General features: G+C 72.1%; 20 protein-coding genes and 1 pseudogene. 7 read left to right on the forward strand and 14 right to left on the reverse strand.

The window, feature by feature from the left end:
* Window positions 1–55: 55 nt before the first annotated feature.
* The gene (locus ADK66_RS28370; RefSeq protein WP_053660720.1) at window positions 56–853 is read left to right on the forward strand and encodes a TIGR03084 family metal-binding protein; all 798 of its coding nucleotides are present in this window, start codon (window positions 56–58) and stop codon (window positions 851–853) included.
* Between the two features lie 109 nt (window positions 854–962).
* Window positions 963–1,373 (forward strand): chorismate mutase, encoded by a 411-nt coding sequence (aroH, locus tag ADK66_RS28375; protein ID WP_053660722.1) that lies wholly within the window; start codon window positions 963–965, stop codon window positions 1,371–1,373.
* 96 nt (window positions 1,374–1,469) lie between these two features.
* Here aroH and ADK66_RS28380 read toward each other — a convergent pair whose 3' ends face one another.
* The 9 genes and pseudogenes from ADK66_RS28380 to ADK66_RS28420 form a co-directional block, all read right to left on the reverse strand.
* The gene (locus tag ADK66_RS28380) at window positions 1,470–2,813 is read right to left on the reverse strand and encodes an extracellular solute-binding protein (RefSeq protein ID WP_053660724.1); all 1,344 of its coding nucleotides are present in this window, start codon (window positions 2,811–2,813) and stop codon (window positions 1,470–1,472) included.
* A gap of 139 nt (window positions 2,814–2,952) precedes the next feature.
* Entirely contained in the window at window positions 2,953–3,639 is a 687-nt protein-coding gene (locus ADK66_RS28385; RefSeq protein WP_082377716.1) for a hypothetical protein, read from the reverse strand.
* Between the two features lie 2 nt (window positions 3,640–3,641).
* Window positions 3,642–4,991, reverse strand: coding sequence for a dihydrolipoamide acetyltransferase family protein (locus ADK66_RS28390; RefSeq protein WP_197281664.1), 1,350 nt, complete (start codon window positions 4,989–4,991; stop codon window positions 3,642–3,644).
* 2 nt (window positions 4,992–4,993) lie between these two features.
* Window positions 4,994–5,947: an alpha-ketoacid dehydrogenase subunit beta gene (locus tag ADK66_RS28395; protein WP_255353061.1), complete on the reverse strand. Its 954-nt coding sequence runs from the start codon at window positions 5,945–5,947 to the stop codon at window positions 4,994–4,996.
* A gap of 93 nt (window positions 5,948–6,040) precedes the next feature.
* A pseudogene (gene pdhA, locus ADK66_RS28400) lies at window positions 6,041–7,117 on the reverse strand (pyruvate dehydrogenase (acetyl-transferring) E1 component subunit alpha); the annotation flags it as partial.
* A 37-nt stretch (window positions 7,118–7,154) separates the two neighbouring features.
* Entirely contained in the window at window positions 7,155–7,370 is a 216-nt protein-coding gene (locus ADK66_RS28405; protein ID WP_053660976.1) for an MbtH family protein, read from the reverse strand.
* Between the two features lie 29 nt (window positions 7,371–7,399).
* Entirely contained in the window at window positions 7,400–9,136 is a 1,737-nt protein-coding gene (locus ADK66_RS28410; RefSeq protein WP_053660728.1) for a non-ribosomal peptide synthetase, read from the reverse strand.
* Between the two features lie 133 nt (window positions 9,137–9,269).
* On the reverse strand, window positions 9,270–10,658 hold the full coding sequence (locus ADK66_RS28415) for an FAD-binding oxidoreductase (protein WP_082377734.1): 1,389 nt from the start codon (window positions 10,656–10,658) through the stop codon (window positions 9,270–9,272).
* A 49-nt stretch (window positions 10,659–10,707) separates the two neighbouring features.
* The gene (locus ADK66_RS28420) at window positions 10,708–11,946 is read right to left on the reverse strand and encodes an acyl-CoA dehydrogenase family protein (protein WP_053660731.1); all 1,239 of its coding nucleotides are present in this window, start codon (window positions 11,944–11,946) and stop codon (window positions 10,708–10,710) included.
* Between the two features lie 401 nt (window positions 11,947–12,347).
* Between ADK66_RS28420 and ADK66_RS28425 the strand changes: the two genes are divergently transcribed.
* The 4 genes from ADK66_RS28425 (at window position 12,348) to ADK66_RS28440 (ending at window position 18,900) form a co-directional block, all read left to right on the forward strand.
* Window positions 12,348–13,724 (forward strand): condensation domain-containing protein, encoded by a 1,377-nt coding sequence (locus ADK66_RS28425; RefSeq protein ID WP_053660733.1) that lies wholly within the window; start codon window positions 12,348–12,350, stop codon window positions 13,722–13,724.
* A 173-nt stretch (window positions 13,725–13,897) separates the two neighbouring features.
* The gene (locus tag ADK66_RS28430) at window positions 13,898–15,499 is read left to right on the forward strand and encodes a 4-hydroxyphenylacetate 3-hydroxylase family protein (protein ID WP_053660735.1); all 1,602 of its coding nucleotides are present in this window, start codon (window positions 13,898–13,900) and stop codon (window positions 15,497–15,499) included.
* Between the two features lie 201 nt (window positions 15,500–15,700).
* The gene (locus ADK66_RS28435; RefSeq protein WP_053660738.1) at window positions 15,701–17,281 is read left to right on the forward strand and encodes an MFS transporter; all 1,581 of its coding nucleotides are present in this window, start codon (window positions 15,701–15,703) and stop codon (window positions 17,279–17,281) included.
* 365 nt (window positions 17,282–17,646) lie between these two features.
* Window positions 17,647–18,900 (forward strand): acyltransferase, encoded by a 1,254-nt coding sequence (locus tag ADK66_RS28440; RefSeq protein ID WP_053660740.1) that lies wholly within the window; start codon window positions 17,647–17,649, stop codon window positions 18,898–18,900.
* 197 nt (window positions 18,901–19,097) lie between these two features.
* Here ADK66_RS28440 and ADK66_RS28445 read toward each other — a convergent pair whose 3' ends face one another.
* The 5 genes from ADK66_RS28445 to ADK66_RS28465 all read right to left on the reverse strand — a co-directional run bounded on the left by ADK66_RS28445 (window position 19,098) and on the right by ADK66_RS28465 (window position 24,611).
* Complete coding sequence (locus ADK66_RS28445) at window positions 19,098–19,871, reverse strand: SDR family oxidoreductase (RefSeq protein WP_053660741.1); 774 nt, start codon at window positions 19,869–19,871, stop codon at window positions 19,098–19,100.
* A gap of 95 nt (window positions 19,872–19,966) precedes the next feature.
* Window positions 19,967–21,487 (reverse strand): FAD-binding oxidoreductase, encoded by a 1,521-nt coding sequence (locus tag ADK66_RS28450; RefSeq protein WP_053660980.1) that lies wholly within the window; start codon window positions 21,485–21,487, stop codon window positions 19,967–19,969.
* Between the two features lie 144 nt (window positions 21,488–21,631).
* Entirely contained in the window at window positions 21,632–22,789 is a 1,158-nt protein-coding gene (locus ADK66_RS28455) for an epoxide hydrolase family protein (RefSeq protein WP_053660743.1), read from the reverse strand.
* A gap of 16 nt (window positions 22,790–22,805) precedes the next feature.
* Window positions 22,806–24,173: an NAD(P)/FAD-dependent oxidoreductase gene (locus tag ADK66_RS28460; protein ID WP_053660745.1), complete on the reverse strand. Its 1,368-nt coding sequence runs from the start codon at window positions 24,171–24,173 to the stop codon at window positions 22,806–22,808.
* Between the two features lie 33 nt (window positions 24,174–24,206).
* On the reverse strand, window positions 24,207–24,611 hold the full coding sequence (locus ADK66_RS28465; protein ID WP_053660982.1) for an SgcJ/EcaC family oxidoreductase: 405 nt from the start codon (window positions 24,609–24,611) through the stop codon (window positions 24,207–24,209).
* A 413-nt stretch (window positions 24,612–25,024) separates the two neighbouring features.
* On the opposite strand from ADK66_RS28465, the gene ADK66_RS28470 reads away from it, so the two are divergent.
* Window positions 25,025–26,263: a cytochrome P450 gene (locus ADK66_RS28470; RefSeq protein WP_053660747.1), complete on the forward strand. Its 1,239-nt coding sequence runs from the start codon at window positions 25,025–25,027 to the stop codon at window positions 26,261–26,263.
* Window positions 26,264–26,296 lie beyond the last annotated feature (33 nt).

The following is a 26,296-nucleotide window of genomic DNA, read 5'->3' on the forward strand; positions in this document are numbered from 1 at the left end:
CCGGACCGACCCGCCGAGGCCACCGTCCCTGCCCGACGAGCGGAAGGACCGACCCGTGACCCAGCAGGACGTCATTTCCGACCTCACGGCCGAAGGCGACGACATCGACCGTCTCGTCGCCGACCTCGACCCGGCCGAATGGTCGCGCCCCACCCCCGCCCCCGGCTGGACCATCGCCCACCAGATCGCCCACCTCGCGGCGACGTTCCGACTCGCGGGGACGGCGGCGGCCGAGCCCGAGGTCTTCCGGGCGATGACCGCCCGCCTCAGCAGCGACTTCGACGCCAACGTCGACGCCGCGATGGCGCCGTACCTCGCCGAGCCACCGGCGACCCTGCTCGACCGGTGGCGTGCCGAACGCGCCACCGCCGAAAAGGCACTCGCCGCGGTGCCGGCCGGTGAGATGGTGCCCTGGCTGGTCCGGCCACTGCCGGCCCCGGTGCTGGCCGCCGCCGGCATGATGGAGCTGTTCGGTCACGGCCAGGACATCGCCGACGCTCTGGCGGTACGTCGGCAGTACACCGACCGGATCGGTCACCTCGTCGGATTCGCCGTCCGCACGTGGGACTTCGGCTACCAGGCCCGCGGCCTGTCCACGCCGGACGTGCAGTTCCACTGGTCGCTCACCGGCCCGTCCGGGCAGCAGTGGGAGTTCGGGCCCGCCGACGCGGAGCAGCGGATCAGCGGGCCCGCCGCGGACTTCTGCCTCCTGGTGACCCGCCGGCGGCACCGCCAGGACCTGTCCCTGGTGGCCAGCGGACCGGACGCCGACCAGTGGCTGAACATCGCCCAGGCGTACCGGGGCCCGGCCGGAGCCGGCCGCACTCCCGGCCAGTTCACCGTCGGCGACTGACCGCCTCGATCCCGCCCGTCACGGCGCCCGGTTCCGCTCGGAGCCGGGCGCCGTCCTGACGGCCCCTGGCGACGCCGGCGTGCAACGGCCGGCGTGGAGAGGAGAATCCGTGTCCGCGCGCCGCAGCGGTCCGACCGGACCCGAGACCAGGCCGACGGTACGGGCGCTACGCGGCGCCGTGCAGGTGCCCCGCGACAGCCCTGATGACATCGCGCAGGCCACCGTCGAGCTGCTCACCGCAGTCCTCGAACGCAACGGGCTGACCGGGGACGACCTGATCAGCGTCCTGTTCACCGTCACTCCGGACCTGCGCACCGCCTTTCCGGCCACGGCTGCCCGCCGGATGGGCCTGCACGACGTGCCCCTGCTGTGCGCCACCGAGATCGGCGTACCCGATGCCCCGCCCCGGATCATCCGGCTGCTGGCACACGTGCACACCGACCGCCCGCGCGACGGCCTCCTGCACGTCTATCTCGGCGGAGCGGCAGCACTACGCCCCGATCTGCCTACCCTCGCCTGAACCCACCTCACCCGCGCCGCGCGCCGCGGCGCGGGTGCTGGGAGCACAGTCGGTCGCCCGGCGGCGGGCTGCCGCCGGGCGACCGGTGGGTGGAGATCAGGAGACGCGCAGGCAGGGCGGGTTGCGGCGGGTGCCGTCGGCGGCGACGCAGTGGGCGTTGTACTCGTCGAGGAGTCGCTGCGCCTCCTCGGTCGCCTGGGTGAAGCGCTCGGCCGGGTCGGCGTCGTGCAGGAGCACGTCGTGCATGGCTCGCGCGTTCACGTCCTGCATGCCGCCGAAGTCGCCGAAGAGCGCGCCCCGGGCGGCCGGCGAAGACCCGGACGCGGCGAGCTGGTCGACACCGACGCGGGCGTGCGGGTTCTGCGCGAACCAGCCCTCCCGCTCCAGCAGGTCCACAGCGCTGAGGGTGATCGGCAGGTAGCCGCTGACCCGGTGCCGGTCGGCCGCGTTGCGCGGGCTGTTGAGGTACTGCATGAACGCCAGGGCGCCGTCCTGCACCGCCGGGTCGAGGCCTGCGGTGAGCCAGAGGGAGTCCCCGCCGATCAGGTTGCCCACGTACGGCGCCGCCTCGTTGTGCGGCAGTCGGGCGGCAACCACGTCGAAGCCACCGTCCCGGCCGGCTTGCACCAGGTGCGGCGCGGCCACCGAGGAGCTGACGGTGAGCGCGGCCCGCTGCTCGGCGAACGCCATGAAGGTGCCACCCCAGCAGGTGCTCGGGTCCATGTCCTCGGTGTAGAGGAAGTAGCCGTCCCGGTGCAGCTGTCGCCACCAGCCGACGAACGCGAGCATCTCCGGGGAGGACAGGTCGACCGTGCGGGCCCGTCCGGACCGGCCGTTGTCGTGGTCGGCCAACAGGCCGCCCTGCTGGGCGATCGCCTGTTGGAAGATCCAGCCGTGGTTGGGCCAGGTGATGGCGTACTCCGGGCCGTCGGGCAGGGCGGCCACCGACTTGCACGCCGCCGCCACCTCGGCCCAGGTGGACGGGACGGAGGTGACGCCTGCGGCGGCGAGCATCGTGGTGTTGGCGTACAGCAGGGCGGTGGACGCCAGGGTCGGCATCGAGGCGAGATCACCGTCGACCGTGTAGAAGTCGCGGACCCGCGGCAGGACGTCGTCGAGCACTACCGCCTCGCCCAGGATCTCCCGCCGGCCGGCGATCGCGCGGGTGACCGAGGTGAACAGCGGCTGACCCGCCGTGTCCACCATGTCACGTGCCTCCTGGGTGGCGGTGAGGTAGATCTGGGCCACCGCCGGCGCGACACCCCGGTCGGCGGCCTCGGCCACCACCCGCGGCAGGTCGTGGAAGTCGTGTCCGGTGACGACGACCTCGTACTCGGGATGCCGGGCGTTGAAGCTTGCCGCCATTTCCCGGGTCTGATCCAGGAAATGTGGCGTGTTGTAGTAATGGAGCCAGAACTCCACGACGGTTCTGCCGCTCATCGCTGTCGTTCTCCCTTCCGAGGACAGTTGTGCACTGCGTCCGCCCCCGCCGTTTCGGCATTTACGGAATTCGCTCGTTCCTGAGTCATGATTCGGGTCGGCCGGGCGGAGTCGCATCTCTGTGCGTGCGGTGCGGGCCTCACCGCCCGACCGACACCCAGGTGGCCTCCGCACGGGCGGCCACCGCTCCGTCGGCGCCGTACAGCGTGGTGCGCACCAACGCCTTGCGACCCTCGACGCGGACGGCCCGGCCGACCACGAGGCACACGTCGCCGGCCCCGGGCAGACGGTCGACGACGACCGCCAGCCGACCCAACAGGTGGGTCCGACCAGCCTTGATCACGGTCCACCCGCCCGGGCAGTCCAGCGCCGCCCACACGGCGAGCCGGGCCGGCACCCCGTCGACCGGCAGCACCACGGTGGCGGCGATACCGCCGTCTGGCGTCCGCCGGGGCCGGATCCGCAGGCCGTCCGGACGCCGGGGGCCGCAGACGAAGCAGGTGGGCAGGTGGTGCGCCCCGTGCCGGGCCACCCACCCGTCGGCGGCGTCGAGGGGGGCCGGCGGCACCGCGGGGATGTCCTCCCCCCTGGGTACGACAGTGGCGACCAGCCGGCCACCCGAGGTGTGCAGGACGGCTCCCGAGGTGCCCCCGCGTAACGCCAGCGGCACGTGTAGCGGGGCGGGGCTGTGCAGCGTCACCTCCGGCACCGGCGGCGGCGCGGGCAGGGCGGCGGCGACCAGACCGCACGTCCAGCCGCCGTTGCCCGCACCGGGCGGCCCGCCGTAGCGGGGTTCGACCCGCAGCCACCGCGTCGGCCCGCTCACGGTCAACACCGGGCCAGCATCCGGACCGGGTCGGCGAGCAGGTCGGCGACGTCGCGCAGCACACCGGAGGCGAGGTCGCCGTCGACCACGCGGTGGTCGAATGAGAGCGCCAACGTGGTGACCTTGCGTACGGCGAGCGCGCCCTCGTGCACCCACGGCATGTCGCGGATCTGGCCCACCGCGAGGATCGCCGACTCACCGACGTTGGTGAGGGGCGTGCCACCGTCCACTCCGAACACTCCGGTGTTGGTGATGGTGATGGTGCCGCCGGTCAGGTCGGAGGGGGTGGACCGCCCGGCGCGCGCGGTGTCCACCTGGTTCTCGATCGCCGCGGCGAGCGCCGGCAGCCGCAGCGCGTGGGCGTCCTTCACCTTGGGTACGAGCAGCCCGCGCTCGGTCGCCACGGCGATGCCGAGGTGGACGTGGTCGCGCAGGACGATCTCCCGGGCGGGCTCGTCCCACCAGGCGTTGATCATTGGTCGCCGCTCCACAGCGAGCAGCAGGGCCCTCGCCACGAACAGGAGAGGGCTGACCCGCCGCTGCTGGAACTCGGGCATCTCGCGCAGCCGGGCCACCGCCTCGACGGTCGCGGTGACGTCGGTCTGCACCCAGGTGGTCACGTGCGGCACGGTGGCCGCCACCTGGGTCATCGCGTCGGCGGTCGATCGGCGTACGCCACGGACGGGGATGCGCGTCGGCGTGCCGGGCGCGACAGCGCGCCTGATGTCGTCGCGGGTGATCGCCCCCGCCGGGCCGGTGCCGGCGACCGTACCCAGGTCGACGCCGAGGTCACGGGCCAGCCGCCGGGCCGGCGGTGTGGCCTGCACCGCGTTGCCGCCGGGCGCGACCGACGGCCGGGGCCGGTGGGCGCGCTGCTCACCGGGGCCGGCTTCCCCACCCGGGGTGAAGCCGTAGCCGACCAGGGCGGGCGCGCGGTGCGAGCCGGCGCCGACGAGCTCCGCGCGGTCTTCGGCCGGGTCGGCAGCGGCCAGCTCGACCGCCCCGACCGGCGCGGACGCGCGGGACGCGGCCAGCCCGACGGGCGCGGTGGCCGGCTCGACCGACGTGGCCGGTCCGGCCGAAGTGGCGTCCATCTCGGCGGAGTCGACGCTGACGGCGACGGCGATCAGCGGCGTGCCGACGGGCACCGTGTCGCCCTCGGCCACCAGCAGCTCGGCGACGCGGCCCGCAAACGGGCTGGGCAGCTCGACCGCCGCCTTCGCGGTCTCGATCTCGATCAGGATCTGGTTGATGGCTACCGTGTCCCCGGGCCGTACCCGCCAGGTGAGGATCTCCGCCTCGGTCAGGCCCTCGCCCACGTCCGGAAGGTTGAAGTGCCGTAGCTCGCCCATTGTCACTCCGCGGTCATCCGGTCCACCGCGGCCAGGATGCGGTCGACGCCGGGCAGGTAGTGGCTCTCGGTCCGCGACGGCGGATACGGCGCGGAGTAGGAGCCGAGCCGCTCCACCGGGGCCTCCAGGTGGTAGAAGCAGCGTTGTGCGACGCGGGCCGCCAACTCGGCGCCGAACCCGCTGAACACCGGCGCCTCGTGCACCACGAGGCAGCGGCCGGTACGCCGCACCGAGGCCAGCACCGTCTCCTCGTCCAGCGGATTGAGCGAACGGATGTCGATGACCTCCAGAGACGTCGGGGACGCCTCCGCAGCCTCCAGGCAGGTCTTCACCATCGGCCCGTACGTGAGGACTGTGACGTCCCGCCCGGGGCGGACCACTGCCGCCCGGTCGAACGGCAGCGCCCGTCCGAGGTCCGTGTCGACAGGTCCCCGTTCCCAGTAACGGCGCTTCGGCTCGAAGAAGATCACCGGGTCCGGGCAGGCGATGGCCTGCTGGATCAGGGCGTACGCGTCGCCGGGGCTCGCGCAGGTGACCACGCGCAACCCGGGCGTGTGGGTGAAGTACGCCTCCGGCGACTCGCCGTGATGCTCCGGAGCACCCACCCCGCCGCCGAAGGGCACCCGCACCACGACCGGAAGCGCGATCCGGCCGGAGGTCCGGGCCCGCAGCCGGGCGAGCTGGGTGGTGATCTGGTTGAACGCCGGGAAGACGAACCCGTCGAACTGGATCTCGCAGACCGGCCGGTAGCCACGGAGCGCCAGCCCGATCGCGGTACCCACGATGCCGGACTCGGCCAGCGGGGTGTCGAGCACCCGGCTCTCCCCGAAGTCCTTCTGCAGACCGTCGGTGACCCGGAACACCCCGCCCAGCCGACCGACGTCCTCGCCCATCACCAACACCGCCGGGTCCTGCTCCATCGCCTTGCGCAGGCCCTCGTTGATGGCTCGCGACAGCGCCCACGTGCGCGTGGTGTGCCCGGCGACCGGGGGCGGCGGTTCGACGACGACGGCGCGGGGCGGCGGCTCCGCCACGGCATCCGGCCGGTCGGCCCGCACCTCGTCGGCGAGCTGCTGGTGCCCGACGGCGTACACGTGCGACCAGATGACGTCCGGGGCCGGCTCGGCCAGGTCCAGGCATCGCCGGCGCAGCTCCGCGCCCCGCGCGTCGACCTCGGCGTCGACGTCTGCGAAGAAGGCCGGGTCGGCGGCTCCGGTACGGGTGAGGTGAGCGCGGACCCGGGTGATCGGGTCGCGCAGCCGCCACCGTTCCAGCTCCGCCTGCTCCCGGTAGCGGGTGGGGTCGTCGGAGGTGGTGTGCGGTCCCATCCGGTAGGTGACCGCCTCGATCAACGTCGGCCCCTGGCCGGACCGGGCGTTCTCCATCGCGGCCCGGGTGACAGCCAGGCAGGCAAGCACGTCGTTGCCGTCCACCCGGATGCCGGGAAAACCGAAGCCGGCGGCCCGCCGGTACAACGGCACCCGCGACTGCTTCTCGGTCGGCACCGAGATGGCCCACTGGTTGTTCTGGCAGAAGAACACGACCGGCGCGTTCTGCGCCGCGGACCACACGAACGCCTCGTTGACGTCGCCCTCGCTGGTGGCGCCGTCGCCGAAGTAGACGATGGCGGCCTCGTCGACGCCGTCGCGCTGGATTCCCATCGCATAGCCGGTGGCGTGCAACGCGTGGCTGCCGATGACGATGGCGTACGGATGCAGTCGGTGGGCGGCGTGGTCCCAGCCCGAGTGCGCGACGCCGCGGAACGAGGCCAGCACGTCCGCCGGTGGTACTCCCCGGCACCAGGCGACGCCGTGGTCGCGGTAGGTGGGGAAGACCATGTCCAGGGCGGTAAGTGCGCGCGCGGAGCCGACCTGCGCGGCCTCCTGGCCGAGCAGGGAGGGCCAGGCGCCCAGCTCACCCTGGCGGGCCAGGGCGAGCGCCTCGGCGTCGAGGCGGCGCACCAGCAGCAGGTCGCGGTACAGGCCGCGGAGGTCCTCGGTGGACACGTCGAGTCGGTAGTCCGGATGCTCCACCCGGTCACCGTCGGGGGTGAGTAGCTGGACGAGGTCCGGCTCGGGCGCGGGCGCCTCGCCCGTCGGTGTCTCGGGCAGGGGGTCGATGGTCATGTGCCACTCCTCCTCAGGGAACCGGCCGGCGGCGGGTTCAGGCCGGATGGTCGCGGTTCCGGGGCTGGCCGCCGGGCCACGGATCGACCCCGTGCGAGCAGACGTACGCCCGGCAGGTCGCGCGGTCCGTCGGACCGTGCACGGCCGTCCACCCGGGCGGGACGTCGATCGGGTACGGCCACAGCGACAACTCGCCGCCCGGGTTGACCAGCACGGAGAAGATGGCGTCGGAGACGTCGAAAGGGTTGGTCATCATGCTCTCCCGGCTCAGGTTCGCAAGGGTCAGGCCGCGACCGGGTCCAGGTGCCGCGCCAGCGCGGCAGGGCTGGGCGCGTCGAAGACCACGTCGATCGTGACCTCCAGACCCAGCACCGAGCGGATCCGACTGACAAGCCTCATTGCCTGCAGGGACTGCCCGCCCAGGTCGAAGAAGCTGTCGTCCGGACCGACCTGCGGCATGCCCAACACGTCGGCGAAGATCTCGCACAGTGCCCGCTCCCGCTCGGTGGCCGGCGCGCGGCCGGAGGCCGGAGCGGTCAGCTCCGGCACCGGCAACGCACGGCGGTCGACCTTGCCGTTGGAGGTGAGCGGAAGCCGGTCCAGCGTCACGACGACCGAGGGTGTCATGTAGTCGGGCAGCCGGCGGCCGACGTGCACGGTGAGGTCGGCGGTGTCGACGGGATCGCCGGCCGGGACCACGAAGCCCACCAGCCGGCGATCACCGCCCGGCGCCGGCACCGCGAGGACCGCGGCGTGCGCCACCGAGGGGTGCGTCTCCAGGGCCGCCTCCACCTCTGCCAACTCGACCCGGAAACCGCGGATCTTGACCTGGTCGTTGGCCCGGCCGCAGAAGTGCAGCACGCCGTCGGCGTCCCGGCGGACCAGGTCCCCGGTGCGGAACATCCGCTGCCCCGGCGGGCCGTACGGGTCGGCGACGAAGCTCTCCGCGGTGAGGTCGGGAGCGTCGGGGTAGCCCCGGGCCAGGCGTTCACCGGAAAGGTAGAGCTCGCCGACCACACCGTCCGGCACCGGCGCCAGCCGCTCGTCGAGCACCCGGTGCCCGACCCCGTGCAGCGGGCTGCCCATGGGCACCGCGCCGGACGGCGGCGTGGAGGCCGTCATCGGCGCGTGCATCGTGAACAGGGTGGCCTCGGTCTGGCCGTACGTGGCGCGGACGGTGAGGTCGGGGCAGTGTTCCAGGACCCCGCGCACCGCCTCGGCCGAGACGACGTCGCCACCGGTGAGCACCTCGCGTGCCCCGCTCAGGCAGGTCGGGTCCTCGTCGGCGAGGACCCGGAACAGCCCTGCGGTCAGGTGCAACCCGGTGACGCCGTGGTCGCGGATCAGCCGCCGCAGGGTCGCGGGATCCGGCACCCCGGGCGGGGCGACCACGACCCGGCCGCCGCGCAGCAGCGGCACCCACACCTCGTATGTGGACACGCTGAACGCGTGCGGTGCGAGCATCGGCACGACGTCGTGCCGGCCGCTGTCCCAGCACGGGTCGGCCACCAGGTCGAGCACCCCCCGGTGGGTCACCGCGACGCCCTTGGGCTGCCCCGTCGATCCCGAGGTGTACATGACGTACGCGACGCCGTCGGGTCGCGCCGGGACCGCTGGCGGCGCGCCGGCTTCGCTGGTTCCGTCGACGCGCAGCGTGCGGATCCCGATGGGCAGCGGGCGGTCCGCGGTGGCGGCGTGGGTGAGCGCCAACGTGGCACCGGAGCGGTCGAGGATCTGACGGATCCGCTCGTCGGGATGGGCCAGGTGCAGCGGCAGATAGGCGGCGCCCACCCGGAGCGTCGCGAGGAACGCGACCACCACGTCGGCCGAGCGCTCCAGCAGCACCGCCACCGGGGTCTGCGGGCGCGCGCCCCGGTCCGCCAGGCGGGCGGCCAGGCGGTCGGCCTCGGCGTCCAGTTCCCGGTAGCTGACGCGGCGCTGGCCGTCGACGACCGCAATGGCGTCCGGCGTCCGCAGCACCTGCGCGGCGAAACGTTCCTGAATGGAGGTGAATCGCATCACGCACCTCTTTTCCCCGACAGTTTTCAATGGCGCGAATTGGTGTTCCGACTTGCAGAAAGCGTCCCACCTGGATCACCGGGAGACATCTCCCGAATTGCCCTGACGGGGCGGGCGCGGTGGCGGATTCTGATCAGCGCACCGCTGACGCGTTCGGTGCGACGTCGAGGCGAAACAGATCGTCCGGGTCGACCCGGCGGCGGACCCGGTCGACCACGGCGACCTGGTCGGCGTCCAGGTGCAGCTGCGGCTGGTCGACGGTCTCGACGAAGGTAGGTGCCGTACGCCCGGTGTTCCAGGGCGTCAGCGTCCGGCGCACGGTCGCGCAGTGCCCACGGATGTCGTCGACCGTCACCAAACCGAACGGCATGCCCCCGCTGACGTAGGCGTAGCGGGCGGGGAGATGGTCGAGGATGCCGCCGTCCGGGTCGGGCACGGCCAGTGCCCCTCCGAGTTGACGCAGCTCGGCGTTGATCAGGGGGGAACCGGAGTCCGGCCCCACCGAGGCCAGGAACGCCGCCGCACCGGATTCGTCCAGCTCGTCGAGCAGCATGTGGTCGCCGACAAGCGGCACCGGCTCGGCCGGGTCCAGGTGGGTGGCGAGCACGTCGATCGGCCCGGCGGTGGTCCAGCTGTCCTGGATTGTCGGCGCCACGGCGCGCAGCGGACCGAGCAGCTCGTCGGCCACCCGCTGGGCGTCGGGCAGCTCGTCGGCGGTGGCCGCGAGCACCGCGCCGTCGACGCACACCACTGTTCCGGCGGACAGGGCAGACGGGATCACCCCCTCGATGGCCGGCAGGTTCATCACCCGAAACGTGGTCGTCGCCCGGTCCGGTGCGTGCCGGGTCCAGCCTCGCCACGCGTCCAGCAGGGCGGGCGCGTGGGCCGCCGGCCAGAACGCCGCGCCGGTCACCACGGCGGCCACCGGATGCAGCGCGACCTCGACGGCGGTGACCACGCCGAATCCACCGCCACCACCGCGCAGGGCGTGGAACAGCTCCGGATCGTTGTCCGCGTCCACGCGGCGGTACTCCCCGTCGGCGGTGACCAGTTCCACAGCCCGGACCCGGTTCCCCGCCAGGCCCACCTGCCGGCCGTAGAAACTGACTCCGCCGCGCAGCAGATAGCCGACGACGCCGACGGTGGGCGAGGAACCGTGCGGCGCGGCGAGCCCGTACGCGGCGGCGGCCTGCGCCACCTCGCCCCACCGGGTGCCCGCCGGCACCCGGGCCACCCGCGCCAGCGGGTCGATCGACACCCCGCCGGTCAGGCGGGTGCGTATCAGCAGGCCGCCGTCGACCGGCCGCGCGGCGGCGCTGCCGTGGCCCGTCGAGTGCACACGAACGTGCCAGCCGCGGCGGCGCGCGTCCAGGATCGCGGCGCGCACCTGCCCGACCGTGCGGGCGGTCACGGCGGCTGCCGGGCGTACGGGAGCCGCAAGGTTGAACACCTCGACGGCGGCCCGGTATCCGGCGTCCGCCGGGAACAGCGTCAGCCCGTCCACCTCACCGACATTGGTCACCACAGCCTCCAGGGGGTTCCGGCGCGCCGGTGGCCGGCGACGCGGGGTGTCAGCCCACCGCGAAGTGGGCCCGGGTGTACTCGCGGGTGGCCCGGGTGGGAAGGAAGACGGCGAAGCCCGCGTGGGTGTGCAGCATGGACATGTCGCGCCAGATCCGTTCCAGACGCTCACCGTGGCGTACCGCGCTCGAACCGGCCGTCGGGAACAGGTGCCGCTCGACGGCCTGCCAGCACAGCCGGATCACCTGTCGGCAGATGGTGGCCAGGCGCAGATCCTGCTCCCGGGTGAATGCCTCTGGTCCGGCGGCGCAGAGCGCGTTCCACTGGCGGACCGCGTCGCGCAGAGCGGCCTCGGCCGTCGCGATCATGCCGGTGGCCTCGCCGTACCAGATCTGGTAGTCGGGGTCCTCCGCGCGGCCGACGACCGGCGGGAATGCGGTCCGCCGCGACCGCATCAGCTCGCCGTAGACGTCCAGCGCGCCGTACGCCATGCCGATGGCGAGTGCGGCCACCTCGAACACCATGAAGCTGATCGGGCCGCCTCCGTACTGCGGGTTGCCGTGCAGCGTCCGGCCGGGCGTGCCTGCGCTCACGTCGACCTCACTGAGGTGGGTGTCCGGGAGGACGAACCTCGCGGGCAGGTCGGCGTCGACGGTGATGCTGTGCGATCCGCTGCCCCGCAGTCCGAGCTGCCCGCCCCAGTCGTCGAGTCGCCGCCACTGCTGCCGGGGTGCCACGAACAGCACCGGTCGAGGCGGCCCACCGTCGGTCGGCTCGGCCAGCGCGTGCCCGAGGAAGTGCGTGCCGTACGGCGCGCCGGAGCAGTAGTTCCAGGTGCCGGTGACCCTCCAGCGCCCGTCCGGGCCTCGGCGTGCGGTGCCGGAGGGAACGATCGTCGCCGGGCAGACGAAGTCGCCGCCGGCGAAGAGTTCCGCCTGGGCGGGCTCGTCGAACAGGGTCGCCACGGCGACCGCGTGGGTGGCGCCGAGGCAGTACATCCAGCCGGTCGACGGGCAGGCCCGGGCCAGTTCGGTAACCACGGCGAGGAAGGTGCCGATGTCTGTCTCGTAGCCGCCGTAGCGGCGCGGCACCAGCATCCGGTGGAACCCGGCGCGCTGGAACCGGGCGTGCACGTCCGAGGCGTAGAAGGTGCGGTCTTCGGTTTCGGCCTGCCGCTGGACCAGCAGCGGGGCCAGCTCCCGGGCGCGTTCGAGCAGTTCGGTGGGACTCGGGACGGGCTCCGGCGACGAGGCGGGCACCGACCCGGCCTGCTCCCTGACGACCGCCATGGCAGCACGCTCCTTCACCGTCGATCCTCGTCGCGTCCGCCGCGCCGGGTGGCGCGGACGGTCGCCCTGCCGCCGGTCCGCGGCCCGGCCAGCGTCACACCGCGCCGGCCGGACGGTCACCTTCCGGGTTGCGGTCTGCCGCAGGGGCCGGACAACGCCGCCGATGCCGACCGAGGGTGCGACCGCACCGCCGTCCGGGTCGCCCGGCGGCGCTGCGCACGCTGAGAGAAGGGGCGTCCCCGGGCTGCCGGTAGCGTCGATCGCGGTCACCACGGCCGTGCCGGCGCGCGCCCGGCCGTCGGGCCGCGCCGACCGCCACCACAGGCGGTGTCGGCTGGATTCCCCCGCAGGCCCCCGCAGGCCCGCCGAGCCCGGGCCCCGCACCGAAGGAGCCCCTCAGGATGGACACCGCGCCAAGCGTGACCACCGGCCGCCCACTGCTCAGCGGCATTCCGCTGTCGTACAACCAGGAGTTCCTCTGCGGTTTCGACCGCGGCGACGAGGAGGGCCCGTTCGGCCCGCACAACCACATCGTGCACGGCTGGCGGCTGCGCGGGCGGGTGGACGGCCCGACGCTGCGTTCGGCCCTGGGTGACCTGGTCGTCCGCCACGAGACCCTGCGGACCCGGATCGTCCGCGACGAAACCCAGCCGCACCAGGAGATCTTCGCCGCCGTCCTGCCCGACCTGGACGAACGCGAGGAGCGTGGCCTCGACGCCGAGGCCCGGGAGCTGCGGGTGGAGGAGCTGCTCAACGAGATCGAGTCCGGCGAGTTGCCGGTCGGCCGGCTGCCGCTGCTGCGCGCCACCCTGATCCGCTTCGACGACGACGACGCCCTGCTGGCCGTCGTCGTGCACCACACGGCGACCGACGGCTGGTCGGTGCGCGTCCTCGCCCGCGACCTGGCCGACCGGTACGCCGCCCGACGCGGACACCCGGGCCACGACCTGCCGCCCACCACCCCCTACCGGGAGTACGCACGATGGCAGCGGTCGCTGCCTGCGGAGTCGGCGGAGCCCGCCCGGCGGTACTGGCGCGACGAGCTGCGCGAGGCGCGGATCTTCGCGGTGCCCACGGACCGGCCCAAGTCGACCGGCCTGCCGGAGTCCACCGCCGTGTACCGGTTCCTCATCGACTCGTCGCTTGTCGCACCGGCGCTCCACGTGGCCCGGGCCACCCGCAGCACTCCGTTCATGGTGCTGCTGGCGGCCTTCACGGTGCTGGTGAGACGACGGACCGGCGCGGACGACGTCGTGGTGCCGACGTTCTCGCCCGGCCGCGCCGACGACCGGTTCACCTACACCGTGGGCCCGTTCTTCAACCTGCTGCCACTGCGTACCCGGTTCGAGGGCTGCCGGACGTTCCTCGACGTCGTGGCCCGCGTACGACGGTCCTGCCTGGACGGCTACGGCCACGACCTGCCGTTCCCGCAGATCGCCGCCGAGGCCCCCGAGCTGATGCTCCCGGTGATGGGCGACGACGGCGCGGCCTGCGTGTTCCAGGTCTTCCCGTTCCCCTTCGTGCTCGACGACGAGTGGGTGGGCGACCTCGTCTGGACGGAGATGCGTCGACGCCTGCTCTCCCAGCAGGTCGGTTCGGACGTGCCGAACGGCGCACTGTGGACGCTCAACCTCGATCCGGCCGGGGACGTGGTGGGCAGCGTGCAGTACAACAGCAACCTCTACGACGAGCGCACGATCATCGAGTTGGTCCGCGGCTACCGCGAGGTGCTGGCCGAGGTCGTGTCGGCGGCCGACGGCCCGCTGCGTTCGGCCTGACCGATGCCGCAATCGAGAAGACCCGTGGCGGCCGGGACCGCTGCCAGGATGAGGACAACCTCCACTCCGGCCGCCCGACGACGGCCGCGCACTCTCCGACGTTTCCCACCCGCCCGGATCGTGGCGTCGGCGGGCGCCCGCGCGCGAGTGGAGTACGACGCAGGAGGTGCCCGATGACCCAGGCCGCCCAGGCGCGCTCGACGGCCCCCGGCCCGGAGCCGGACGGCGGCACGGCCCGCCGGTCCACCCGCCCGCTCACCGGCGACGAGTACGTGGAGAGCATCCGCGACTCCCGGGAGATCTATCTGTACGGTGACCGGGTCCGCGACGTGACCACGCACCCGGCGTTCCGCAACCCGGTCCGGATGACCGCCCGCCTGTACGACGCGCTGCATGATCCGCAACACCGCGCCGAGCTGACCGGGCCGACCGACAGCGGCAGCGACGGCTGGACACATCGCTTCTTCACCACCCCGCACAGCGCGGAGGATCTGGTGGGCGCGCAACGGGCCATCGCGGCGTGGGCCCGGATGAGCTACGGGTGGATGGGGCGCAGCCCCGACTACAAGGCGTCGTTCCTCGGCACGCTGGGCGCCAACGCCGACTTCTACGACCCGTTCGCCGACAACGCCCGCCGCTGGTACCGGGAGTCGCAGGAGCGGGTGCTGTTCTGGAACCACGCCATCGTGCACCCGCCGGTGGACCGCAACCGCCCGGTGGACGAGATCGCCGACGTGTTCATCCACGTGGAGCGGGAGACCGACGCCGGGGTGGTGGTGAGCGGGGCGAAGGTGGTGGCCACGGGTTCCGCGCTTAGCCACTACAACTTCGTGGCGCACTACGGTCTGCCGATCAAGAAGAAGGAGTTCGCCCTGGTGGCGACAGTCCCGATGGACGCGGCCGGGGTGAAACTGATCTGCCGCCCGTCGTACGGGGCAGCCGCCGCGGCGATGGGCAGTCCGTTCGACTATCCCCTCTCGTCCCGGCTGGACGAGAACGACACGATCCTCGTGCTGGACAAGGTGCTGATCCCCTGGGAGAACGTCTTCGTCTACGGCGACATCGGCAAGGTGCAGACATTCGCCGGCCGGTCGGGGTTCGTCGAACGGTTCACCTTCCACGGCTGCACCCGGCTGGCCGTCAAGTTGGAGTTCATCGCCGGGTTGCTGGCCAAGGCCCTGGAGATCACCGGCACCCAGGACTTCCGGGGCGTGCAGGCCCGGCTGGGTGAGGTACTTGCCTGGCGCAACCTGTTCTGGGGTCTGTCCGACGCCGCCGCGCGCAATCCGGTGCCCTGGCGTAACGGCGCGGTGCTGCCCAACCCGCAGTACGGCATGGCGTACCGCTGGTTCATGCAGATCGGGTATCCGCGGGTCCGCGAGATCATCCAGCAGGACGTGGCCAGCGGCCTGATCTACGTCAACTCTGCGGCGGACGACTTCCGCAACCCCGATGTCCGCCCCTACCTCGACCGGTACCTGCGCGGCTCGAACGGCACGGACGCGGTGGAGCGGGTGAAGGTGATGAAGCTGCTCTGGGACGCGGTGGGCACCGAGTTCGCGGGTCGGCACGAGTTGTACGAGCGCAACTACGCCGGCAACCACGAGAACACCCGGGTGGAGCTGCTGCTCGGCCAGGTGGCCGACGGGCAGCTCGACGGCTACAAGGCGTTCGTCGAGTCCTGCCTGGACGAGTACGACCTGGATGGCTGGACGGTGCCCGACCTGTCGTCGATGGAGGACGTCCGGGCGCACCTGGCGCGCGGCGGTGGGTGACGCCGAGCGCGGTCGGAGGACCACGCGGACCGCCGTCGCGCGACGCGACGCACCGAGTGACGACATCAGCACCATCCGCGCCATCCATGGCGTACGATCGTCCGCATCTTGTGGACGGTGTCCACAAGATGCGGACGTCCCGCTGGCGCCCAGCGCCCGGACGAGCCCCGAGACAGCCCTGGGAACGAGGAAGGAACTCCCATGCACGATGCGACCCTGACGGCCGTGGGCCAGCGGGCAGGACGCCGACAGTGGTTGGGGTTGGCTGCGCTGGCCCTGCCCACGCTGCTGGTGGCCATCGACAACGGCGTCCTGATCCTGGCGTTGCCGAAGCTCAGTGCCGACCTCGCGGTCTCCGGCACGCAGCAGTTGTGGATCACCGACGTCTACGGCTTCATGCTCGCCGGCTGGCTGATCACCATGGGCACCCTCGGAGACCGGGTCGGCAGGCGCCTGTTGCTGCTGGTGGGTGCTGTCGCGTTCACCGCCGCGTCGGTGCTGGCCGCCTACTCCACGAGCGCGGAGATGCTCATCCTCGCCCGTGCGGCGATGGGCATCGCGGGCGCCACGCTCATGCCGTCCACACTGGCTCTGATCATGAACATGTTCGCGGACGCCAAGCAACGCGGGTTCGCCATCGCCACCTGGGCCACCTGCCAGTTCGTCGGCTCGGCCCTCGGCCCCGTCGTCGGCGGCCTCCTGCTGGAGCACTTCTGGTGGGGTTCGGTCTTCCTGCTCGGCGTGCCGGTGATGCTGATCCTGCTGCTGGTCGGTCCGGTGCTGCTGCCCGAGTACCGCAGCCCGGGCGCCGGGCGTCTCGACCTGGTGAGCGTCGCGCTCTCGCTCGCCGCCATCCTGCCGATCATCTACGGCATGAAGGAGTTGGCGGTGCACTCCGGCGCCGAGCCGCTCGTGCCGACCACCGCCATCGTCGTCGGCCTGATCTTCGCCGTCGTCTTCGCCCAGCGGCAGCGCCGCCTGGAGTCTCCGCTGCTGGACCTGAGCCTGTTCCAGAACCGGTCCTTCACCGTCCTGCTGTCCGCGATGCTGTTCACCGGCGCCGCGATGGCCGGTCTCGGCCTGCTCAGCAGCCAGTACGTGCAGAGCGTCGCCGGCCTGACTCCGGGCGAGTCCGGCCTGTCACTGGCCCCGATGGGCATCTCGATCGCGGTCGGCACGATGCTCGCGCCGGTCCTCGTCCGGCGGATCAAGCAGGGCACCGTGATCTCCGTCGGCCTCGCCATGTCGACGCTCGGCTTCGTGCTCATGACCCTTGTGGACGCGACCGGCGGATTGGTCGTCGTGGTGCTCGGCATCGTGCTCATCTTCCTGGGCGACGGGCCGCTTGTCGCCCTCGGCACCGGTCTGATCATGGGCTCGGTGCCGCCGGAGCGGGCCGGTTCCGCAGCCGCGATGTCCGAGACCAGCCTCAACCTGGGCGGCACCCTCGGCATGGCGGTGCTGGGCACGGTGGGCGCCGCGATCTACCGCGGCCAGATGAGTGACGCCGTGCCGGCCGGGTTGTCGGCGGACGAATCGGCGGTCGCCAGGGAGACGATCGCCGGTGCCACGGCCGTGGCCGACGGGCTGCCGGCCGGGCCCGCCGCGCAGTTGCTCGACGCTGCCCGGGAGGCGTTCACCACCGGGCTCAACGTGGCGGCGGCGATCGGTGTCGCCATCTTCGTGGTGTGCACCATCCTTATCGCCGTCACGATGCGGCAGCGCGACAAGGAGACCGTGGCGAGCGAGCCGACCCCCGCGGAGGAACCGGCGACCGCGTAAGTGTGATCGGGCACGAGCCTTCCGGCGTGCACGGCTGAGGTCCCCCCGGTCAGCCGCCGCCGGACTGCGGGCCGGTGGAGTGTGAACACGCACTCCACCGGCCCATTTTTGGTGCTCGGCGCCGGGCGCGTCGCTCGCGGCGGGAATGCGGCGCGGCGGGTATCCGCCCCCGCGCAAGGTGCGCAATCTGAAAGACGTGCGGTCAGTGACCTCGTTGCTAGTTTTCAGCAACCAGTCAGCCGCATCGACCGGAACTGGCGTCGAGCGGTCCTCGCCGGCAGCGCTGACGAACGGGAGCTGCGAGGTCGTACGCCAGGAGCGGTGACGCGGTTCGCCATCCATCCCGCTCCCGAAGGTAGCCTCCCATGACAGCTGGACAGGACGTCAGACCCACCCGGCTTCCCTCCCTGACCGGGCTGCGGTTCCTCGCCGCCCTCCTGGTCTTCATCAACCACGTGCAGCACCTGGGCATCTTCGCCAACGCGTCGGTGCAGAAGGGGTACGTCACGGCCGTCGAGAACGCCGGCCAGATGGGCGTCTCCTTCTTCTTCATCCTCAGCGGTTTCGTGCTGACCTGGGTCGCCCGGCGCGACGACACCGTCGGGTTGTTCTACCGGCGGCGGTTCTTCAAGATCGTCCCGAACCACGTCGTGGCCTACCTGGCCTCCCTCGGCCTGCTACTGGCAGCCGGGGTGCCGCTGATGGCACCCGAGGCGTTTGCCAACCTCTTCCTCATCCAGGCGTGGATGCCCAGCTCCGACTACATCGTGTACTCGATCAACGGGGTCACCTGGTCGCTCTCGGTCGAGTTGCTGTTCTACATCAGCTTCCCGCTGCTGATCCTGCTGGTGGGCCAGCTGCGACCGCGGCGGCTCTGGGCCTGGTTCGCGGGAATCGCAGTCGCGTCGGTGGTCCTCCCGCTCGTCGTCGCGCAGTTCCTGCCCGCCACCCCGAAGAGCCCCTTCGCCGGTCCCGACTCCTGGCCGGTGCTGTGGATCAGCTACTTCTTCCCGCCGATGCGCCTGTTCGAGTTCGTCGCCGGCATGATCCTGGCCAAGATCGTCCTGGCCGGCCGGTTCCCGCGGATCGGCGCGCTGCCGATGGCCCTGCTGACCGTCGCCGCGTACGTCCTGTCCGTCATGGTCCTCCCGCCCTACTCGGCGTACTACGTCTCGGCGCTCTACCTGGTGCCGATGGGCCTGCTCATCGCCGCCCTGGCCGTCGCCGACGACGAGGGCCGACGCACCGCGACCGGCAGCCGGCCGATGGTGTGGCTCGGTGAGATCTCCTACGCCTTCTTCCTGATCCACCTGTTCATCCTCTTCAACACCCACGGCGCGCTCGCCGGCCAGTGGGCGGGTTGGGGCGCCTACGAACGCAAGGCGCTCAGCACGCCGCTGGCGGTGCTGTTCATCCTGGCCGTGCTCGCCCTCTGCGTGCTGCTGTCCTGGCTGATGTACGCGTTCGTCGAACGGCCGATGATGCAGCACTTCTCCCGTCCGCGTCGCAGCGGACACCCCGTCGGCGCCGCCCCCACCGATCCAGCCGCCCAGCCCACCTCGCCCGCACCCGCCGGGTCGTCGGTGAACCCACCGGCGTCCACCTCCACCGGCGCCTGACCCCCTCTTCGTACGCCGCCTCCGCCCCGGGGCTCCGTCCACCGACGGATGACCCGGGGCGGAGGTCTGCCCGCGCCCCGCCCGACCCGACCGGGACGGCCCCGGAAGCGGCCGGTCCCGCAGACCGGACCGTGCCGGCGAACACGGCGAACGGCCAGGCCCCCGGGGGGAACCTGGCCGTTCGCCGAGCGCTGGGCTCAGTGGTGGTGCTCGCCACCGTTGACGTCGAGGCACTGGCCGCTGACCGCCCGAGCCAGGTCGGACATGAGGAACACCACCGCGTCGGCGACGGCGTCCGCCTCGGGCAGGCGGCGCAGGTCGATGTTCGCGGCCACCTCGTCGTACACGTCCTGCACGGATACGCCGCGCTCGCCCGCCAGGTGCGCGAACCAGCCACGCAGGGCGTCGGCCCAGATGTAGCCCGGCGCCACCGTGTTCACCCTGATGCCGCGCGGACCCAGCTCGGCGGAGAGCGTCTGGGCCAGGGCCAACAGGCTCGCCTTCGACATCTTGTACGCCCCGAACAAGGGCTTGGACTCGCGGATGACACTGGAGTTCACCATCACCACCGAGCCGGCGCTCTCCTCCAGGGCCGGAGCGAAGAGCCGGGTCACCCGCAGCGCGCCGAAGACGTTCGTTTCGAAGCCGGCGCGGACCGCGTCGAAGTCGACGTCGTCCAGCCCGACCAGGGGCGGATTGGCGAAGGCGTTGTTGACCACCGCGTCCACCCGGCCGAGGGTGCCCACAGTGGCCTCGACCAGGGCGGCGACCGACGCCTCGTCGGTGATGTCGGTAGGCACCGCCAACGCCCTCCGACCCTCCTTCTCGACCTCCTCGGCCACCTCGGCGAGCACCGACTCGCTCCGCGCGGCCAGCACCACGTCGGCGCCCCGGCGGGCGCTCTGCACGGCGATCGCGCGACCCAGACCGGGCCCGACGCCGGAAACCACCACAACCTTGTCCTGCAACATGCTCGGCTCCTCACGAAATCGGGACGGGACGCGGCCGGCCGTCGACCGGCCGACCGGCGCACCGCCCGCCCACGGCGGGCGGGCGGGTGGACGGGTCAGGCCGGCAGCTCGACGGAGAGGCCGTGCCGGAACACGTCACCCGGGTCGTAGCGCCGCTTCACCGCCTGCAGGCGGGGGTAGTTGCCCTTGTAGTACAGCTCCTGCCAGGGCACACCCGACGTGTTCCAGGCGGGGTCGGCGAGGTCGACGTCCGGGTAGCCGATGTAGGAGCCGTCCGTCCGGTCGTCGCAGACCGGCACCCCGCCGGTCTCGGCGAACAGGTCTCGGTAGAACTCGCGTACCCAACCGATGTGGACGTCGTCCTCGGCGGCGTCCTGCCACATACCGGCACTGCACATGGCCTTGAGGATCGAATCCCGCTGCGGCATGGCGGTGGCGTCCGGCGCGACCGCGCCCACCCGACCGCCGAACCCGGTGAGCAGGATGCAGGCGCTGGGGTTGGCGTAGTCGTCCCGGGTCAGGTGCCGCCACACCGCCGCGAGTTGCCGGTCGGTCAGACCGCGACGCAGGTAGGCCGCCTTGTTCTTGTACCGACCCTTCGGGTCGTTGGGCCAGCTGTACGACGGCATCCACTCACTCATCCACGGCATCACCTGGTCGACCGTCATACTCGGCTCCACACCGCTGCCCGCGCACATCGCTTCGAGCTGGGCGTCGAGCAGCTTGTCGCTGCCCGGAACCGACTCGTCGATCACCGCGGTCATCACGAACATCGGCGCCGATCGGTGCATGACGATGAGGTTCGTCCACATGTGGGCGTACGGGGAGTCCGGGGCGCTGTTGCGCTCGTACCAGGTGCAGTAGTTGCGGATCAGGGTGGTGAGCGCCGACTCGGTCATCGTCTCCCACGACCACATGACGTCCCGCCGCCGCATCCGGGCCGGCGCCTTCGGCAGGACCGCCTCCGGCTCGTCGGACGTCGCGTCCGGGCTACGCATCCAGTAGCGGGTGATGACGCCGAAACTGCCGCCCCCCGCCCCGGTGTGGGCCCACCACAGATCGTGGTGCGGGTCGTCGGGCTCGCGGGTGGCAACCACCGCCTGCGCCCGGCCCTCGTCGTCGACCACGACCACCTCGACGGCGTACAGGTGGTCGACCACGAGACCGTCGCGGCGGGACAGGTGGCCGTAGCCGCCGGCCGAGAAGTGCCCGCCCACGCCCACCTCGAAGCAGGTGCCGGCCGGCACCGTGACACCCCAGCGCGTGAACAGCGCCCGGTAGACGTGACCCAGCTTCGCCCCACCACCGATCGACACGGCGCGAAGCCGCTCGTCGTACGAGATGTCGTCGAGCTGGGACAGGTCGAGCAGCACCTGCGTATCGGGCAGGGCGCTGAAGTTCTCGAAGCAGTGCCCGCCGCTGCGCACCACGATCCGCTTGCCGGCTGTCACCGCGGCCTGGACCGCCTCGACGACCTGCTCCGTCGACGTCGGCACCCGGATGACCTCCGGCCGGGCCACGAACCGGTGGTTGTAGGCGTCGAGCAGGTTCTCGTAGCGCGGGTCGTCGGGGGTGACGGTGGCGGCGCCGGCAATCGTGCCGGGTCGATCGGTCATGGTCATGGAACTCCCTCCGGTAGGCGTTCGCGGTCCACCGACCGTGGCACGGGGCCGATCGGTGGGGCATCTCTGGACGTGCGCTCTGCGCCGGGCGCGACGACCGGAGGCGCCCGGTGCGTGCCCGGGCGCCTCCGGTGCTGGTCACCGCAGCGGTCGGACGAACTCCCGTACGTCACCGACGAACAGTTGGGGCTGCTCCAGGGCGGCGAAGTGCCCGCCCCTGTCGAACTCCGTCCACCGGGCCAACGTGGGCAGGATCGCCTCGGCCCACCGGCGGATCGGGCGCACGGCGTCGTGCGGGAACACCGCCACCCCGACCGGCGCCCGCAGCGGCCACGGGCCGGCCCAGGTGCCGACGAACTCCTCGTCGAGCCGGTTGGACTCGTAGTAGAGCTGGGCGCTGGAGCCGGCAGTGCCGGTCAGCCAGTACAGCGAGGCGTTGGTGAGCAGCCAGTCGCGGTCCGCGGCGTCCTCGGGTCCCTTGGTGGACTCGCTCCACTCCCAGAACTTCTCCACGATCCACGCGAGCTGACCGACCGGCGAGTCGGTCAGGGCGTACGCCAGGGTCTGCGGGCGGGTCGACTGGATCTTGCGCCAGCCGGCGCCGTCCTGCTCAAAGTGCGCCGCGAACTCCAGTCGGGCCAGGTCCTCCGCCGGCAACCCCTCGAATGCGGCCGGGTCCTGCGGCGGGAACGTCGCCAGCATGTTGACGTGCACTCCGAGGACGTGGTCGGGGTCGGCGAGACCGAGTTTGAGCGACACCGGCGAGCCCCAGTCGCCGCCCTGCGCCACGTAACGGTCGTAGCCGAGCCGGCGCATCAGCTCCGCCCAGGTCCGGGCGACCCGGTCGATGTTCCAGCCGGTCTCCCGCGGCGCGCTGGAGAAGCCGTAGCCGGGCATCGAGGGGATGACCAGGTGGAAGGCGTCGCGGGCATCGCCGCCGTGGGCCGCCGGGTCGGTGAGCGGCCCGATGACGTCGAGGAACTCCAGGAACGAGCCCGGCCAGCCGTGGGTGAGCACCATCGGCACGGCGGTCGGCTCCGGCGACCGGACGTGCAGGAAATGGACGTCCACACCGTCGATGTCCGTGACGAACTGCGGGATCTGGTTCAGCCGGGCCTCGGCGGCCCGCCAGTCGTAGCCGTCGCGCCAGTAGCCGGCCAGCTCCCGCAGGTAGTCAAGCGGGACGCCGCGGCGCCAACCCACGTCGGGCAGCTCGCCGGGCCACCGGGTGTGGTCGAGCCGCAGGCGCAGGTCGTCGAGGGCTGCCTGCGGTATGTCGATGCGGAACGGACGCATGGGTCACCTCTCGCGGTCAGACGGTCCGGGGGCGCGACGGCAGGGGCAGCCGCCGCCGTACGGCCTGCCACAGGACGCGGGCCGCGGTGCCGGGGCGCATCAGCGCCGACGGCGGGTCGATCAGGCCGGCGGCCCGGATGAAGGCGTTGGTCAGATGGGCGTCGTGGGCGGCGCCGTCGTGCAGGCGGGACACGTACGCGTTGGCCAGCCGGACCTGGAGCGTCCGGTGACCCTCCACCCCGGCGTAGCCGAGGTCGGCACCGGCGGAGAAGCCCCACGGCACGGCCACTGTGGTGGCGATGTCCCGGAAGAACGCCGCGGCCTGCGGCAGGCCACCCCGGCGCAGGTGGTCGCGCAGCACCAGTGACTCCAGCGCCGCCACCGTCATGCCCTGGCCGTACACCGGGTTGAAGCTGCACACCGCGTCGCCCATCACCAGCAGGCGCTCGGGGAACCGGTCGAGCTGCTCGTAGTGACGCCACACGCTGGCCGGGAACTGGAACGTGACCGGGTCGTCGATGGGCTCGGCGTTCTTGACCGCCTCGTAGATCTCGGTCGCGGGCAGCGACCGGACGAAGGCCAGGAAGCCCTCCGGGTCGGTGGGCGGGTGGTCCCCCAGCACCCCCGTGAGCGAAAGCTCCACCCGGTTGCCCGGCCCCGGCAGGCGGTAGAAGAAGCCGCCGCGCGGGTGGCTGGGCGTCGCGATCGGGATGACCGCGATCTCCTTACCGAACGGGTCGTCCGACAACCGGTAGTGCCGGGTCGTGTAGGCAAGGCCCACCTTGACCCGCTGCTCCGGCGGCCTGGCGTAGCCCAGCTCCGCCAGCCACGCCGGGGTCCGGGAACCACGTCCGGTCGTGTCCAGGACGAGATCGGCGTCGAGCACCCGCTCGGCCTGGTCGTCACCGGAGCGCACCCGCACGCCGGTGACCGCGCTGCGGTCCGCGGTGGTGACCAGGTCGAGGATGTCGTGCCGCTCCAGGAAGGTGACGTTGTCGATTTTCTGGACCCGCTGGCGGACGTGGAACTCCAGCACCGGCCGGGTCGCCGGCACGGACAGCAGGCCGGTGTGCCCCGAGCGGACCCGCCGGCCGTTGAAATACCAGCGGATCCCGCCGCTGAAGTCCCCCGGCGTGACACCCGCGTCGATGAGCTCGGTGGTCAGCCCTGGAAACTGCGCCTCCAGGATCTGCTGCCCCCGGGCCACCAGTCCGTGCGCGTGACCGCCGTGCGGCACACCGCGCCGGACCCCCTCCACCCCGGTCAACTCGTCGCGGTCGACGAGGATCACCTCGGAAAACGACTCGGACAGCACCCGGGCGGCCAGCAGGCCGGCCATGCTGCCGCCGAGCACCACGACCCGGTCACCGACACGGTTAGCCATCGCGGCCCCCTCTCTGCTCTCGCGACCCGTGGCTCAGGCGCCGACGGGGGTGTTCTGGTAGGCGGCGACCAGCCACTGCCCGTCCTCGCGGCCGATCACCCAGGTGGCCCGGATGGTGCGCTCGGGCGCGACCTCGGTCTCGCCCGGGGCGAGCACGCCGCCGCGGGTCACCACCACGACGACGTCCTCGCCGACCGCGCGGACCGACAGCGGCTCGCCGAAGACCCGCGTGCCGCTGTACGGGCCGGCGTACGCCTGCCGCATGAAGGCCCGGATCTGCTCCCGGCCGGTCAGGAACACGTCACCCGGCAGGATCATCGTGCCGTCCTCGGTGAACGTGTCGGCGAATGCGTCGCCGTCGTTCTTCTCCCATGCCGCGACTATCCGCGACGGTACGGCGACGGCTTCCTCGGCAACGCTGAACTGGTTTACCGGCATGTTCTTCTCCTTGTCGACGACTGCGCAAAAAGGCGACGGCAGGGCCGCGATGAGATCCGGTCTGGCCGGCGCCGTGACGCGGTCGGTACGCGCCGGTACCTGCCGGCGGTCCGACCACTGGGAGCCTGGCACCTGCGGATGCGCGGTGGCACCTCCTGGATTGCGGTCCGTTCGACCGGCCCGCCGAACTGCTCCGGGGCGGCGGCACGATGGCGCCTCCGCACCCGGTGCGGCAATTTTGAATAACTGGATCACGGCGCCTGCTGGTTACAGTCGAGCGGGCACAGCGCTGCTGAAGCCGCCCATTGTTCGGGGCCGAATAATCAATTAATCGCCGACCAACCGATACGTGCGGAACCACTCCGCGCACGATGTCGGTGGTCGACGGTCCCCATTTCTCCCGGAGGTTTCGCATGACCGGTCAGGCTGTGATCATCGACCCCAGTGGCAGGGACATCCACGGCGAGGGCGCCCGCATCCGCGCCAACGGGCCGGTCTCTCGGATCGTCCTGCCGGGCGGGGTTCCCGCATGGTCCATCACCGGGCAGGAGGCAGCCCGCGAAGCCATGGCGGACCCGCGTCTGTCCAAGGACCCGCGCCGACACTGGCGCGCGTACACCGAGGGCCACATCGGCGACGACTTTCCGCTGATCGGCTGGGTGCTGATGGAGAACATGACCACCAGCTACGGCCCCGACCACGCCCGGCTGCGCCGGCTGACCGCGAAGGCGTTCACCCCCCGCCGGGTGGAGGCGCTGCGCCCCCAGGTGCACCAGGCGGTACGCGAACTGCTCGACGACCTCGCCGCCACACCGTCCGGCGAGGTCGTCGACCTCAAGCGGCGGTACGCGCACCCGCTGCCGGCGCGGGTCATCTGCGACCTGTTCGGGGTGCCCGAGGAGTCCAGGGCGCAGATTCTGCGCGGCGGTGAGGTCAACGTGGACACCACAATCAGTCCCGAGGAAGCGGCGGCCAACGTCGCCCAGTGGCACCAGGACCTGCAGGACTTCGTGGACGCCAAGCGCGCGGCACCCGGCGACGACCTCACAAGCGACCTGCTTTCGGCGCAGGAGGAGGACGGTTCCCGGCTCAACGAGGGCGAGCTGATGGGCACCCTGCACCTGATGCTCGCCACCGGCACGGAGCCGGTGATGAACCTGATCGCCAACACCGTACGGGCGCTGCTGACCCGACCCGACCAACTGGCTCTGGTGCGGAGCGGGGCGGTGCCCTGGGGCGACGTCATCGAGGAGACGCTGCGGGCGGAGGCGCCGGTCGCGCACCTGCCGTTCCGGTTCCCGCTGGAGGATGTCACGATCGCCGGCGTCACCATCCCGCGCGGCGAGCCCGTGCTGATCAACTTCGCGGCCATCGGACGCGACCCGCAGGTGCACGGCGCGACCGCCGACCGGTACGACGTGACCCGCGCCGACAAGACGCACCTGTCCTTCGGCTACGGGATGTACCGGTGCATCGGCAACCAGCTCGCCCTGCTGGAGGCGTCGATCGCGTTGCCGGCGCTCTTCGAGCGCTTCCCGGATCTGGCGCTCGGCCTTCCGCCGGAGCAGATCGAGCCGCAGGTCACCTTCATCATGAACGGCGTCGCGGAGTTGCCCGTGCGGCTCACCGCCGCGGTGCCGGCGGCGGCCTGACCGTCACCAGTGTCCCGACGAGCCCGAAGAGGT

Source organism: Micromonospora sp. NRRL B-16802 (genome assembly GCF_001279555.1).
Classification (GTDB): Bacteria; Actinomycetota; Actinomycetes; order Mycobacteriales; family Micromonosporaceae; genus Micromonospora; species Micromonospora profundi.